Source organism: Streptomyces sp. MUSC 14 (assembly GCF_001866675.1).
Classification (GTDB): Bacteria; Actinomycetota; Actinomycetes; order Streptomycetales; family Streptomycetaceae; genus Streptomyces.
The window spans coordinates 15,149-29,112 of the sequence record NZ_MLYN01000023.1 but is presented as its reverse complement, the minus strand read 5'-3'; the positions used below and the strand labels follow the sequence as shown (position 1 = coordinate 29,112).

Here is a 13,964-nt window from a genome sequence, read left to right as displayed (position 1 = left end):
CCTCACCCCACCTGTGCCGTCGCCGTCGCCGGGAGCCTGTCGATGCGGATCGCCGACGCCTTGAACTCCGCCGTCCCCGCGATCGGGCAATTGGCCTCGGTCGTCAGCTGGTTGGTGTCCACCTCGTCCGGAAAGTGCATGGTCATGAAGGCCAGGCCCGGCCGCAGCGCGGTGTCGATCCACACCGGCGCCACCACCGAACCGCGCCGCGAGGAAACCCGCACCTCCTCGCCGACCGCGACCCCGTACCGCTCGGCGTCCTCCGGGCACAGCTCGACGTACTCGCCACGGCGAAGCGGCGAGGCGAAACCACCGCTCCGCACCCCGGTGTTGTACGAGTCCAGGCGCCGCCGGGTGGTCAGCCGAATCGGGAACCGCTCGTCGGTGAGGTCCACCGGCGGGTCGTGCGCCACCAGCCCGAACGGGGCGAGCGCTCCCCGTTGTCGGGGATCGGGATCCCGCAACCGGCCGTGCAGATAGGTCGGTTCGAGTTGCTGGGTGCTCGGGCAGGGCCACTGGATGCCACGGTGTTCCTCCAGCCGCTCGTACGTCATTCCGTAGTGGTCGGGCGAGACCGACCGCAGCTCGTTCCAGACGGCCTCGCTTATGACGCCGCCTGGTACGCCGGTCGCCTTCTCGGCGAGCGACAGCGTCCACGGCTCGACCAGCCGGCGGTACTCCTCGAAGCCGGTGGTCGCCCGGGCGACGAACGCCTCGTTGACGAGTCCGGCGTGGATGATCTCGCGGCCGATCGCGTGCGCCATCGGGATGTCGGTGCCGACGTTCAGCCCGAGCCAGCTCTCCGCCCACTGCGCGGTCGAGGTCCGCCGCGGGTCGACCGCGTACATCCGGGCGCCGCCCCGGATCCCCTTCAGCACGTACTGGAAGAAGATCGGGTGCGCGAAGCGGGCGTTGGAGCCCCACATCACGATGACGTCCGTGTGCTCGATCTCCTCGTACGACGACGTGCCGCCGGAGCCGAACGCCGCCGACAGTCCCGCGACGCTCGGGGCGTGACAGGTCCGGTTGCAGGAGTCGACGTTGTTGGTGCCCATCACGACCCGCGCGAACTTCTGTGCCACGTAGTTCATCTCGTTGGTGGCGCGGGCGCAGGAGAACATACCGAACGCACCCCGGTGCCGGGCGAACCCGTCCGCCGCCCGGTCCAGCACCTCCTCCCAGGTGGCCTGCCGGAAGGGCTTGTTGCGTGCGTCGCGGAGGAGGGGGTGGGTGAGTCGGGTGTAGGTCTTCGGCGGCCGTTTCTGCGGTATCTGCGGTATCTGTGGTGTCTCCGTGTCCCTCATGCCGCGCTCCTCAGGGCGAGCAGGTCCGATATGGCGTGCACGGTGCGCAGCGTGGGGACCTCCACGCCGGTGATCTCCGCGAGCTCGATCACGGCCGCGAGCAGCACGTCCAGTTCCAGCGGCTTGCCGCGCTCCAGGTCCTGGAGGGTGGAGGTGCGGTGGTCGCCGACGCGTTCGGCACCCGCGAGCCGGCGCTCGACCGACACGGCCACCGTGCAGCCCAGCGCCTCGGCGACGGACAGCGTCTCGCGCATCATCGTCTCGATCACCCGGCGCGTGCCGCCGTGCAGGCACATCTGCCGCATGGTGGCGCGGGCCAGGGCACTGATCGGGTTGAAGGAGATGTTCCCGAGCAGCTTCACCCAGATGTCGCCGCGCAGGTCCTCCTCCACCGGGCACTTCAGCCCGCCCGTCCGCATCGCCTCGCTGAGGTCCGTGCAGCGCGCGGAGACGCTCCGGTCGGGCTCACCGATGGAGAACCGCGTGCCCTCCAAGTGCCGTACGACACCAGGGGATTGGAGCTCGGTGGCCGCGTAGACGACGCAGCCGACAGCCCGATGAGGGGCGAGGACGGTGCTGACGGCACCGTCCGGGTCGACGCTTTGGAGGCGGCGGCCGTCGTAGGGGCCGCCGTGCCGGTGGAAGTACCACCAGGGAATGCCGTTCTGCGCGGCCACCAGGGCGGTGCGCTCGTGCAGCAGCGGCGCGACCAGCGGCCCGCACGCCGCGTACGCGTTGGCCTTCAGGCCGAGGAAGACGTAGTCCACCGGGCCGACCTCGGTGGGGTCGTCGGTGGCCCGGGGATGCGCGGTGAAGTCGCCGCGCGGGCTGAGCACCCGTACTCCGTGCTGCCTCATGGCCGCGAGATGCGGTCCACGGGCGATGAGATGCACGTCGGCGCCTGCGCGGTGGAGCGCGGCACCGACGTAGGCGCCGATGGCACCGGCGCCGAGAACAGCGACTTTCACGGGAACACTCCGTTCGGTTTGAGGGATACCGCGGAGGTGAGAAGAAGTCGACTAAAACCTGTCGACTGAATATTGTCTACAGTATGGAATGAGGCTCGGCAAGGGTCCGTGCAGCACGTGCGCGGTCGTCGGTCGGTGGTCGACCGTTGGACGCATCCCGCATACCGTTCACCGCATACGGTCGACCGCACACCTTCTCAAATCCCGTCCCCGGCCCTACCGTCCGCGAGCATGAGCAGCCCCCCTCTCGCACCTCCGGGCTGGAGCCGCTGGCTCGTTCCGCCCGCCGCCCTCTCGGTCCACCTCTCCATCGGCCAGGCCTATGCCTGGAGTGTGTTCAAGCCGCCGCTCGAGTCCGCCCTGCACCTCGACGGCACCCAGAGCGCCCTGCCTTTCCAGCTGGCGATCGTGATGCTCGGGCTGTCGGCTGCGTTCGGCGGCACGCTCGTCGAGCGCAACGGGCCGCGCTGGGCGATGACGGTGGCCCTCGTCTGTTTCTCCTCCGGCTTCCTGATCTCCGCGCTCGGCGCCCAGACGAAGCAGTACTGGCTGATCGTCCTCGGCTACGGCTTCGTCGGCGGGATCGGACTCGGCATCGGCTACATCTCGCCCGTCTCCACCCTGATCAAGTGGTTCCCGGACCGGCCGGGCATGGCCACCGGCATCGCCATCATGGGCTTCGGCGGCGGCGCGCTGATCGCCTCGCCCTGGTCGGCGCAGATGCTCTCGGCCTTCGGCAGTGACAACGATGCCATCGCCCTCGCGTTCCTGGTGCACGGTCTGTCGTACGCCGTGTTCATGGCCCTCGGCGTGCTCCTCGTCCGGGTGCCCGGCGCGGGCACCCCGGTCGCGGGCGTGAGCGGACCGGGCGACGCCGACGGTGTGCGGGTGTCGGCCCGCAGTGCGGTGCGCACGCCGCAGTTCTGGCTTTTGTGGGTCGTGCTGTGCACGAACGTGACCGCCGGCATCGGCATCCTGGAGAAGGCCGCTCCGATGATCACGGACTTCTTCACGGAAAGTTCCACCCCGGTCTCGGCCTCGGCGTCGGCCGGTTTCGTCGCGCTGCTGTCGGCGGCCAACATGGCGGGCCGGATCGGCTGGTCGTCGGCCTCCGACCGGATCGGCCGCAAGAACATCTACCGCGTCTACCTCGGTGTCGGCGCGCTGATGTACCTGCTCATCGCGCTGTTCGGGGACTCGGCGAAGCCGCTGTTCGTGCTGTGCGCCCTCGTCGTCCTCTCCTTCTACGGCGGCGGCTTCGCGACCGTACCCGCGTATCTGAAGGATCTCTTCGGGACGTACCAGGTCGGCGCGATCCACGGCAGGCTGCTCACCGCCTGGTCCACCGCGGGCGTGCTCGGGCCGCTCATCGTCAACTGGATCGCCGACCGGCAGAAGGAGGCGGGCAAGCACGGTGCGTCGCTGTACACACTGTCGTTCGGCATCATGATCGGCCTGCTCGTGATCGGTTTCATCGCCAACGAACTCGTCCGTCCCGTCCACGTCCGCCACCACCACGTCCCCGCTCCGAGGGAGGCCGCAGATGACCAGCGACAGCAGCCCGCCTAGCCGCAGGGGCCTGATCGTCCTCGCCTGGCTGTGGGTGGCGGTGCCCCTGGGCTACGGGGTGTACGAGCTCGTGCAGAAGGCGACGCAGCTGTTCACGGGCTGACGGGCCGGGACGGATGCTCGGGTGTCCGAGGGTCTGAGGGAAGCCGACAACTCGGACGCCCGAATCCTGTGGCCTCACCTGCCGTCGTACCCGTGAGTCACTGTTCAGACTGGTGGATCCCGCTACCCGCACGGCATCAAGGGGATCTCCGTCATGAACGGCTCGCGCATCGCCGCCCTCGGTCACTACCAGCCCGCCAGGGTGCTCACCAACGAGGACCTGGCGGGCATGGTCGACACGAGCGACGAGTGGATCCGCAGCCGGGTCGGTATCCGCACCCGGCACATCGCAGGCCCCGACGAGCCGGTCGACGAGCTGGCCGCGCACGCCGCCGCCAAGGCCCTCGCCGCCGCGGGGCTGGCCCCCGGCGACATCGACCTGGTCCTCGTCGCCACCTCCACGGCGGTCGACCGTTCCCCGAACACCGCGGCCCGCGTCGCGGCCCGGCTCGGCATCCCGCAGCCGGCCGCGATGGACGTGAACGTGGTGTGCGCCGGGTTCACCCACGCGCTGGCCACCGCGGACCACGCCGTCCGGGCCGGCGCGGCCACCCGGGCGCTGGTCATCGGTGCCGAGAAGATGTCCGACGTCACCGACTGGACCGACCGCAGCACCTGCGTCCTGGTCGGCGACGGGGCCGGGGCCGCCGTGGTCGAGGCGTGCGGGCCGGGGGAGGAGGCGGGGATCGGGCCGGTGCTGTGGGGGTCGGTGCCCGAGATGGGACACGCGGTGCGGATCGAGGGCACCCCGCCGCGGTTCGCGCAGGAGGGGCAGAGCGTCTACCGCTGGGCCACCACCCGGCTGCCCGCCATCGCCCGCCAGGCCTGCGAAAAGGCCGGGGTCGCTCCGGAGGACCTCGCCGGGGTCGTCCTGCACCAGGCCAACCTGCGCATCATCGAACCGCTCGCCGAGAAACTCGGCGCCGTCAACGCGGTGATCGCCCGCGATGTCACCGAATCCGGCAACACCTCGGCGGCCAGCATCCCGCTCGCCCTGTCCAAGCTCGTCGAGCGGGGAGAGCTGAGCGGCGGCGATCCGGTGCTGCTGTTCGGCTTCGGCGGCAACCTGTCGTACGCCGGGCAGGTCGTACGCTGCCCGTGACCGGGTGAGGTGGGGTGCGACAGGCAGGCCTGTGCGCGAGCGGCCGGAAGCGTATGCAGTGAGCGGGGACTGTATGCAGTGGGCCGGAAACCGTATGCAGCAGGCCTGGATTTTGTGCACCGTAGACTGTAGACAAAAGACAATCGATACTGAGCGTCCAGCGCCCACGCGCCAGGCCTGCCCAGGAGGGGGACCGTGATGTTGTCGACCGGACTGCCGCAGGGGAGCGTGCCCAAGCTGGAACGCCCCGGCCCGCTGCGCGAGCGCGTCTACGAGGCCCTGCTGGAGCTGATCACCACCCGCGCCCTGCAGCCTGGCCAGCATCTGGTCGAGAGCGAGCTGGCCGGGCATCTCGGGGTCTCCCGGCAGCCCGTGCGCGAGGCGTTGCAGCGGCTCAACACGGAGGGCTGGGTCGATCTGCGGCCCGCGCAGGGCGCGTTCGTGCACGAGCCGACCGAGGAGGAGGCCGACCAGCTGCTCACGGTCCGCACCCTGCTGGAGGCGGAGGCGGCCCGGCTGGCGGCCCTCAACTCCGACGCGAAGGGTGTCGAGGCCCTCTTCGAGATCGTGAAGGAGGGCCGGACGGCGGTCGCCAAGAACGACGTGACCCGCGCCGTGGCGCTGAACGCGGCCTTCCACGCCAAGGTCATGGAGCTGGCCGGCAACGTGGTCCTCGCCGAGCTCGCCGCGCAGGTCGACCGCCGGGTCCGCTGGTACTACACCCCCGTCGCCAAGATGCGTGGCGGCACCTCCTGGTCCGAGCACTCCGACCTCGTCTTCGCCATCAAGGAGCGGGACGAGCAGAAGGCCGGCCGGCTGATGCGCGAGCACACCGAGCACACCAGGCATTCGTACCACCACCGCAACGAGTCCTGAACCGGCCGCCGTAGCTCCCTGCGCTCGCCCCTCCCGTCACCGTTTTCATGGTTCCGCAAAGGCAACCCATACCGGCTGGGGGCGGAACCGCTACATCTGGTGGATCTCCACGGAGAACCCTTCTGCCAGGACGGAGTCCAGGTGGCCCGCATGCGCACCCAGCCATTGGCGAGCGCCTGAGCACTGTGCCGTCAGTTCGACGAGCACATAGTCCCCGGAACCATCCGTCGACCCACCACAGACACAACAACGCAGGCGCTGGCTCACCACGCCCGTCCACTCCGGTTCGTCCCCGTCCGCTGCCACCGCCTCATCAACATCCACGGGGCACATCGTTCCAGGCGCCCTGAACCAGTACCCATCGACTTTGACCAGCGAGACAGGGGACCCCCCGCTCGACGACCGTCATTCCCCTGCGCCTGCCGTGTCCCGGGACGGACTGGTGACCGCGGTCCGGGCGCACCAGCGGGCCTCGATCGCCAGCATGGCGACCAACACGGCTACCAGCAACAGGAGTTCGCCGTAGGCGGGCATGCGGACGCCGACCGCTGCGGTGGCCAGGGCCAGCGGGACGGCGGTGACGCGGTGGCGGACGGGACGCAGTCCGAGGGCCGTCCGGAACGCGGCGTCGCCCGCGAGGAACAGCGCCACCCCGCCCGCGAGGGCCAACGCGGGTCCCCAGTGCGGGTGTTGGGCGAGATGGCCGAGGGTCGTCTTGATGCCCGCCGACAGATAGGCGATGCCCAGCAGCATCGGCAGGAAGGCGTAGTAGTAGGCGTTCATCGCCAGCCGCCAGCGCGCGGGCGGCGGTGTCGCCCGGAACGCTGCTTCGGCGGCCTCCTCGTCGCGCACGAAGTACGTCCACCACAGCGCGATGGACAGCGTGAGGGCCAGGAACGCGCCGGTGAACAGGCCCGGCGTGAGCGGCAGATCGCCGATGCCGACCCCGATGGAGATGACGGACTCGCCGAAGGCGATGATCAGCAGCAGTCCGTGCCGCTCCACGAAGTGCGCCGGATCCAGGGCCCCGAGCTGCACGCGCAGCACCGCCGTGCCGCGTCCGTCCCTGCGCCCCGGCCCGCGCTCGGCGACGAACGGCGTCACGCACTGCAAGGCGATCGCGAGCAGCCACAGTCCGTCCGCCGCGAGCCCGTCGACCAGCCCGGCGGCGGTCACCGACAGGGCCGCCAGCGCGTTGGTGACGCCGTACCAGACCGAGTCCCAGCCGTGACTGCGGGTGTACAGGGCGGTGTGCACGACGACCACGAGCAGGAAGCCGGCACCGAAGACCACACCGGTGTCCTGGAACACCCGCGGGATGGCGAGCGCGCACACCAGGAACGCGCCCATGCCGCACATGAGAAGCAGCCGCCGCGACGGCCGGTCGGGCGGCACCTGGTTGGTGAGGTAGGCGTAGGCGCCGTACATCCAGAACAGCACGATCAGGATCAGTGCCACCCGGCCGGCCGTGGCGAACGACAGGTCGTGCGCGAGCAGCACGGTCAGCTGGGTGAGCGTGAAGACGAAGACCAGGTCGAAGAAGAGTTCCAGGGTGGTGACGCGGCGCCCGGTCTCCCCGGCCTCCCCGGTGCCCTCGGCCCGCCCGCGCTCCTCGGGCTGCCCGGCCGTCGTGGCCGACGGCGTGGTGTGCATGCGGTGTTCCCCCTCCGGTGATCGGTGTGCAGATCGTAGAGGGGGAGCCACCACGGGTGGCGCTCAGGCGCGGGAAGCGTTCAGGCGGGGATACCGCTCAGGCGGGGGTACGGCTCAGGAAGCCGGCTGGACCTCCGGTGTGGTGGCGGCCGCCGTCCTGCCGTGCCGGCCCGGCTGGCGCAGCAGCAGCGCGATCGCCGCCGCCACCATGGAGACGCCGCCCGCCAGCGCGTAGGCGCCGTGGTAGCCCCAGGCGTTGACCACCATGGAGCCCAGCCCGCCGCCGAACAGGCCGCTGACCAGCTTGCCGCTGTACACCAGGCCGTAGTTGGTGGCGTTGTAGTTCTCCCCGAAGTAGTCCGGGGTGAGGGCGGCGAACATCGGGTAGAAGGCGCCGCCGCCGAAGCCGGAGAGGAAGGCGAAGAACAGGAAGAGCCACTCGTTCTTGATGTCACCGGCCCAGATGACGCCGAACTGGGCCAGCCCCAGGACGACGATGACGAAGATCAGGGTCGTCTTGCGGCCCCACAGGTCGGACAGCCAGCCGACCACGCCGCGCCCGACGCCGTTGATGACGGCCATGACACCCATCGAGGTGGCTGCCACCAGCGGGCCGAAGCCGATGTCCTTGGCGTAGTCGACCTGGAAGGAGATCCCGAAGATGGACACTCCGGCGGTGATGACGACCATGACCCACATGAGCGGCAGCATGCCGGTCCGGATGGCCTCCTTCGGGGCGAACTGCCGTATGGCGGGCGGGTTCTTGGCGAGGCTCGCGGCGCTCTTGCTGTTCCCGGAGTACGACAGCGGGTCGATGTCGTCCGGCCACCAGTTCTTGGGCGGGTCCTTGAAGAACCAGGCGCAGATCGCCACGACGATCAGGACGTAGACGCCGATCAGGTCGAGCACCTCGTTGTAATTGTGGGTGTCGAAGGCGTAGTTGAAGACGAAGATGAAGGGGAGTGAGCCGTAGGCGAAGCCGCCGTTGACGAACCCGGTCTTCGCGCCGCGCCGTTCGGGGAACCACTTGCCGACCATGTTGATGCAGGTGGCGTAGATCAGTCCGGAGCCGACCCCGCCCACGACGCCGAAGCCGAGTATGGCCAGCCACACGTTGTGGAAGTGGGACAGGGCGAGGAAGCCGAGCAGGCACATCGCGCCGCCGATGTACGTCGCGCGGCGGGCGGTGAGGACGCCCTTCTCGCGCATCCAGCCAGCCGGGAAGGCGATGCCGGCCTGGAAGAACACCCAGATGCTGAGGATCCAGAAGGTGTTGCTCTGCGTCCAGTGGTGGGCGTCGGCCAGGGTGTCCTCCGCGGAACCGTAGGCGTATTCCGAGACGCTGATGGCCATCATCGCGACCCATGGCAGGTACACCATGAGCTTGCGGGAGTGGCCGAGGATGTCGCGGTCCGTCTCGCCGACGCGGTACACCCGTCCCCGGGGGTCGGTGACTTCGCGGTACGAACGTTTCGTGGCGTCGGGTTCGGTCGACGTCTTCCTTGTTGTGGGATCAGCCGTCATGTCAGGCCATCTCCTCGCCGAGGGGGTGGGGATTGGGGACGATGCGCCGGGCGCTGAGCCTGCCCGGCGCTTGGAGCGACAGCGCCACGGCGGCGCAGACGAGCCCGGTGCAGCCGGCCGCGAGGAGGGCTGTGTGGGGGTTCCGGGCGGCGGTTGTCGGAGCCGTCGTGCTGAGGGCGGCGGCGACCGGGAGGAGCCAGGCGCCGGCGAGCAGTCCGTGGATGCTCGCGCTGTGGTTCTCGCCGAAGTGGTCCGCGGCCAGTGCGATGACCAGCGCCAGCACCGACGTGCCGGCGGCCGCGGTGAGTCCGGCGCAGCCGAGCAGGAGGGCGGCGGCGCCGGTACGGACCGCGAGCAGTGTGCCGAACTGCGTGACGGCCAGCAGCAGACAGGCCGCGATCAGCACGGTGCGCCGCCCGGCGCGGTCCGACCACAGCCCGGCCGGCACCGCCGCTACGCCACCCACGACGGCCGCTGATTCCATCAACCCCGCGCTTAAGCCCAGCTGTTGGCTGTACGACGGTTGCAGCCGGATGCCCAGCACGGTGGCACCTGCCGCGCCCAGCAGGCACAGCCACGTCCACCACAACACTGGTGTCCGTGCCGCCTGCCGGACGGTGTGGTGGCGCACGGCCGGGGGATTCTTCGGGTGCGTGTACCGGGTCGGGGTGTCGGTCGGGACGGGCCGCGGATCGGTGCCGGGCGGCCACCAGTTGTGCGGCGGGTCCCGCAACGGTCGTCCGGCCGAGGCGACCGCCAAACACGCCCCGGCGCCCGCGAGGGCGAGCAGGGTCGGCGGAGGGGTCTCCCGGACCGCTGGGAAGAGGAACGGTACGGCCCCCGCGGCGAGCCCGCTCACCACGAAACCGGTGGCTGCGCCCCGGTGTTCGGGCCACCACTTGCCCGGCAGCGTCAGACAGGTCGCGAGCGCCAGCCCGGATCCGGTACCGGCGAGCAGCCCGAATACCAGTTGAATGATGGGGAGTTGCGGTGCAGCTGCGAGCGCGAGGTACCCGAGCAGGGTGCCGAGCGCTGCGCTCGTCATGGCCGCCCGGGCGGAGAGCCGGCCGCGCTCGCGCAGCCGCCCGGCCGGCAGGGCGACGGCCGCCTGGGACAACGCCCACAGGCCCGCCGGGCACAGGCCTCCGCCCCACCCCGGTGTGCCGCCGGGGGCGGCCCGCGCCGCGAGATACGCGTACGCGGCACAGCTTGTGCCGGTCACGCCTGCCCAGGGCAGGACGGCCATCCAGATTCGGCCGCGGCCCAGCAGATCGACGTCGCTCTCGCCGACCCGGTACACGCGGCCCCTGCGGTCCCTCACCTCCCTGCACAGCAGGACGGCTGGGGGATCGGTGGTGTGCATGTCGCGGTTCCACCCTTCGCGTCGAAAGCTCTGGCCAGCGCCCCCTGTCCAATGCCTTTCGTGCGCGCACGGGTCCCGGGGCCGCCCGGCGCGCACGGCCGTTCGGCCCCCGTGTCACTCACCTCATGAGCCGCCTCCCAACACTCCTGCCGCGCGAGCCCACTTGTATTTCGCGCCGAGCACGGCCACCGGCTTCTCGGTCGTGTAGGGGTAGGCCACGACCCCTTGCTCGAACAGGTGCTGGCAGGCCTCTTCCACCTCGACGTCGCCTGCGAGCGAGGCCACGACCGGCTTCTCGATCCCGCGTTCGCGGAACTCCGTGACCACCCGCGCGGTCAGTTCGGCGAACACCATCGGCGGGGTGACGATGGTGTGCCAGTAGCCGAGGACGAGCGCGTGGATCCGTGGATCCTCGAGGCCCAGCCGGATGGTCGCCTCGTATGTCGACGGGGGCTCGCCCCCGGTGATGTCGACCGGGTTGCCGGCCGCCCCGAAGGGCGGGATGAACCGGCGGAACGCCTCGTCCAGGTCGGGCGGGATCTCCATCAGGGACAGCCCGTTGTCGGTCACTGCGTCCGACAGCAGTACTCCGCTGCCGCCGGCGCCGGTGATGATGACGACGTTGTCGCCCTTGGGTGCGGGCAGGACGGGCAGGGCGCGGGCGTACTCCAGCATGTCGTTCAGGCCGGGCGCCCGGATGACGCCCGCCTGCCTGAGGATGTCGTCGTAGACCGCGTCGTCGCCCGCGAGTGCTCCGGTGTGTGAGCCGGCGGCCTTGGCACCGGCCGCGGTGCGGCCCGCCTTGAGTACCACGACCGGCTTCTTCGGGACGGTCGCGCGTGCTGCCTCGACGAACGCCCTTCCGTCCTTGAGGTCTTCGAGGTGCATGGCGATGCATTCGGTGTGCGGGTCCTCGCCGAACCAGGTCAGCAGGTCGTCCTCGTCCAGGTCCGACTTGTTGCCGAGGCCGACGATCGCCGACACGCCCGTCTTCGTGGTGCGGGCGAAGCCGAGGATGGCCATGCCGATCCCGCCGGACTGTGAGGTCAGTGCCACGCCGCCCTTGACGTCGTACGGTGTGCAGAACGTGGCGCACAGGTCGTGCCAGGTGGAGTAGTAGCCGTAGATGTTCGGGCCGAGCAGGCGGATGCCGTGCCGTTCCGCGATCCGTACGATCTCCGCCTGGAGTTCGTGTTCGCCGGTTTCGGCGAAGCCGGAGGGGATGAGGACGGCGTTGGGGATCTTCTTGCGTCCCACTTCCTCCAGGGCTGCGGCGACGAACGGGGCGGGAATGGCGAAGACTGCCACATCCACCTCTCCGGGAACGTCCGTGACGCTCTTGTAGGCCTTGCGGCCCAGGATGTCGTCGGCCTTGGGGTTCACCGGGTGGATCTCGCCGGGGAAGCCGCCGTCGATGAGGTTGCGCACCACCGAGTTGCCGATTTTTCCGGGCTCGTTGGAGGCGCCGATGACGGCGACGGACGAGGGGCGCATGAGGCGGCGCATCGTCGACAGAATTTCGTCGCGTGTATACCGTCGACGGGATACTGGAGCCGATTCGGCGAGGATGATCCGGATGTCGGCGGCGACCGCGCCGTCCGGCGTCGCGATCACCGGGTTGAGGTCCACCTCGGCGATCTCCGGGAAGTCAGTGACCAGATGGGAGACGCGGCGGATCTGCTCGGCGACCGCCCACCGGTCGACGCCCGCCTGTCCGCGCACCCCGCGCAGGACTTCTGCCGACCGTATGCCGTCGACCATCGACAGTGCCTCGTCGCCGTCCACCGGAGCGAGCCGGAAGGTCACGTCCTTCAGCACCTCGACGAGCACCCCGCCGAGCCCGAACGCCACCACCTTCCCGAACGTCGGATCGGTGACCGCGCCGACGATGACCTCCTGGCCCCGCGGCAGCAGCTCCTGGACCTGGACGCCGTCGATGCGGGCCGTGGCGTCGTAGGAGCGGGCGTTGTCGACGATCCGGTGGAAGGCGGCACGCACGTCCGCCGCGCCCGCCACGCCGACGACGACACCGCCGGCGTCGGTCTTGTGCAGGATGTCCGGCGAGACGATCTTCATGACGACGGGTCCGCCGAAGCGTGCCGCCGCGGCCACCGCCGCGTCCACGTCCCTCGCCAGCTCCTCGCCCGGTACGGCGATCCCGTACGCGTCGGCGATCACCTTGCCCTCGGGCGCGGTCAGCACGGTGCGGCCCTCGGCGCGCACGGAGTCGAGCAGCGCGCGGACGCGCAGCTTTCGGTCCTCTGCCATCACGTCAGATCACTCCGTTCGACTTCAGCAGGCGCAGCTCCTCGTCGCCGAGGCCGAGTTCGCCGACGTAGATCTCCGTGTTGTGCTCGCCGAGGAGGGGTGAGCTCGTCACCTCCACGGGGGAGTCGGAGAGTTTGAGCGGGCTGCCCACGGTGATGAACTCGCCGCGCTCGGGGTGCGGGACGGTGACGACCATCTCGTTGGAGACCAGCGAGGCGTCCTCGATGATCTCCTTGGTCGACAGGATGGGCCCGCACGGGATGTTGTGGGCGTTCAGCTTCTCCAGCACCTCCCACTTGGGGAGGGTCGAGGACCACTCCTCGATCAGCTGGAACATCTTGTTCAGCTGGGGCAGCCGGGCCTCGGGGGTGGCCCATTCGGGGTCGTCGGCGAGCTCGGGCCGGCCGATGAGCTCGGTGATCGGCTGCCAGCCGACGGGCTGCACGATGACGTAGACGTAGTCGTTGGGGCCGCCCGGCGCGCACTTGACGGCCCAGCCCGGCTGGCCGCCGCCGGAGGCGTTGCCCGAGCGGGGTACCTCGTCGCCGAAGTCTTCGTTGGGGTACTCGGCGAGCGGGCCGTGCGTGAGTCGTTGCTGGTCGCGGAGCTTGACCCGGCAGAGGTTGAGTACGGCGTGCTGCATGGCGACGTTGACGCGCTGGCCGCGGCCGGTGCGTTCGCGTTGGAAGAGTGCAGCCAGTATCCCGGCTACTGTATGCACTCCGGTGCCGGAGTCGCCGATCTGCGCTCCCGTCGCCAGGGGCGGGCCGTCCTCGAAGCCGGTGGTCGCCATGGACCCGCCCATGGCCTGCGCGACGACCTCGTACGCCTTGAATTCGGTGTACGGGCCTTCGCCGAAGCCCTTGATGGACGCGTACACGATGCGGGGGTTGATCTCCTGGATGCGATCCCAGGTGAATCCCATACGGTCGACCGCGCCCGGCCCGAAGTTCTCCACCATGACGTCCGAGCGCCGGATCAGCTCGGTCAGGATCTCCTTGCCGCGCTCGGTCTTGGTGTTGAGGGTGATGCTCCGCTTGTTGCAGTTGAGCATCGTGAAGTAGAGGGAGTCGACGTCGGGGAGGTCGCGCAGCTGCCTGCGGGTGATGTCGCCGGCCGGCGCCTCCAGCTTGATGACGTCGGCGCCGAGCCAGGCGAGCAGCTGGGTGGCGGAGGGCCCGGACTGGACGTGCGTCATGTCCAGGACGCGGATGCCGTCAAGAGCCTTGGTCATG

11 protein-coding genes are annotated in these 13,964 nt (G+C 70.0%); 4 read left to right on the top strand and 7 right to left on the bottom strand.

The annotated features are described in order from the left end of the window. Nucleotides 1-2: 2 nt before the first annotated feature. Entirely contained in the window at nt 3-1,304 is a 1,302-nt protein-coding gene (locus tag BIV25_RS14300; protein WP_071372674.1) for a molybdopterin oxidoreductase family protein, read from the bottom strand. Beyond that, on the bottom strand, nt 1,301-2,272 hold the full coding sequence (locus BIV25_RS14295; protein WP_071372673.1) for a 2-dehydropantoate 2-reductase: 972 nt from the start codon (nt 2,270-2,272) through the stop codon (nt 1,301-1,303). Before BIV25_RS14295 ends, BIV25_RS14300 begins: the two co-directional genes overlap by 4 nt. A gap of 231 nt (nt 2,273-2,503) precedes the next feature. Between BIV25_RS14295 and BIV25_RS14290 the strand changes: the two genes are divergently transcribed. The 4 genes from BIV25_RS14290 (at nt 2,504) to BIV25_RS14280 (ending at nt 5,921) form a co-directional block, all read left to right on the top strand. After that, nucleotides 2,504-3,841 (top strand): OFA family MFS transporter, encoded by a 1,338-nt coding sequence (locus BIV25_RS14290; protein WP_071372672.1) that lies wholly within the window; start codon nt 2,504-2,506, stop codon nt 3,839-3,841. Next, nucleotides 3,816-3,944, top strand: coding sequence for a hypothetical protein (locus tag BIV25_RS52695; protein ID WP_256255804.1), 129 nt, complete (start codon nt 3,816-3,818; stop codon nt 3,942-3,944). Before BIV25_RS14290 ends, BIV25_RS52695 begins: the two co-directional genes overlap by 26 nt. Before the next feature lie 153 nt (nt 3,945-4,097). Next, complete coding sequence (locus BIV25_RS14285) at nt 4,098-5,045, top strand: beta-ketoacyl-ACP synthase III (protein ID WP_071372671.1); 948 nt, start codon at nt 4,098-4,100, stop codon at nt 5,043-5,045. A 198-nt stretch (nt 5,046-5,243) separates the two neighbouring features. Next, nucleotides 5,244-5,921, top strand: coding sequence for a GntR family transcriptional regulator (locus tag BIV25_RS14280; protein ID WP_071372670.1), 678 nt, complete (start codon nt 5,244-5,246; stop codon nt 5,919-5,921). Between the two features lie 405 nt (nt 5,922-6,326). Here the strand turns inward: BIV25_RS14280 and BIV25_RS14270 are convergent, their stop codons facing one another. From BIV25_RS14270 to frc, 5 genes are all read right to left on the bottom strand, one after another. Further along, nucleotides 6,327-7,574: a low temperature requirement protein A gene (locus BIV25_RS14270; RefSeq protein WP_079176634.1), complete on the bottom strand. Its 1,248-nt coding sequence runs from the start codon at nt 7,572-7,574 to the stop codon at nt 6,327-6,329. 114 nt (nt 7,575-7,688) lie between these two features. Continuing rightward, a complete protein-coding gene (locus BIV25_RS14265; RefSeq protein WP_079176633.1) occupies nt 7,689-9,098 on the bottom strand; it encodes an OFA family MFS transporter in 1,410 nt (469 codons plus the stop codon). A gap of 1 nt (nt 9,099) precedes the next feature. Beyond that, nucleotides 9,100-10,461, bottom strand: coding sequence for an MFS transporter (locus BIV25_RS14260; protein ID WP_071372668.1), 1,362 nt, complete (start codon nt 10,459-10,461; stop codon nt 9,100-9,102). A 123-nt stretch (nt 10,462-10,584) separates the two neighbouring features. Beyond that, a complete protein-coding gene (locus tag BIV25_RS14255) occupies nt 10,585-12,729 on the bottom strand; it encodes an acetate--CoA ligase family protein (RefSeq protein ID WP_071372882.1) in 2,145 nt (714 codons plus the stop codon). A gap of 4 nt (nt 12,730-12,733) precedes the next feature. Beyond that, complete coding sequence (gene frc / locus BIV25_RS14250; RefSeq protein WP_071372667.1) at nt 12,734-13,963, bottom strand: formyl-CoA transferase; 1,230 nt, start codon at nt 13,961-13,963, stop codon at nt 12,734-12,736. Nucleotide 13,964 lies beyond the last annotated feature (1 nt).

Bases quoted from the DNA above. Each gene is read 5' to 3' on its own strand.
- frc (WP_071372667.1), bottom strand. From the start codon at position 13,963: ATGACCAAGGCTCTTGACGGCATCCGCGTCCTGGACATGACGCACGTC.
- BIV25_RS14265 (WP_079176633.1), bottom strand. From the start codon at position 9,098: ATGACGGCTGATCCCACAACAAGGAAGACGTCGACCGAACCCGACGCC.
- BIV25_RS14300 (WP_071372674.1), bottom strand. From the start codon at position 1,304: ATGAGGGACACGGAGACACCACAGATACCGCAGATACCGCAGAAACGG.
- BIV25_RS14285 (WP_071372671.1), top strand. From the start codon at position 4,098: ATGAACGGCTCGCGCATCGCCGCCCTCGGTCACTACCAGCCCGCCAGG.
- BIV25_RS14255 (WP_071372882.1), bottom strand. From the start codon at position 12,729: ATGGCAGAGGACCGAAAGCTGCGCGTCCGCGCGCTGCTCGACTCCGTG.
- BIV25_RS14270 (WP_079176634.1), bottom strand. From the start codon at position 7,574: ATGCACACCACGCCGTCGGCCACGACGGCCGGGCAGCCCGAGGAGCGC.
- BIV25_RS14290 (WP_071372672.1), top strand. From the start codon at position 2,504: ATGAGCAGCCCCCCTCTCGCACCTCCGGGCTGGAGCCGCTGGCTCGTT.
- BIV25_RS52695 (WP_256255804.1), top strand. From the start codon at position 3,816: ATGACCAGCGACAGCAGCCCGCCTAGCCGCAGGGGCCTGATCGTCCTC.
- BIV25_RS14260 (WP_071372668.1), bottom strand. From the start codon at position 10,461: ATGCACACCACCGATCCCCCAGCCGTCCTGCTGTGCAGGGAGGTGAGG.
- BIV25_RS14280 (WP_071372670.1), top strand. From the start codon at position 5,244: ATGTTGTCGACCGGACTGCCGCAGGGGAGCGTGCCCAAGCTGGAACGC.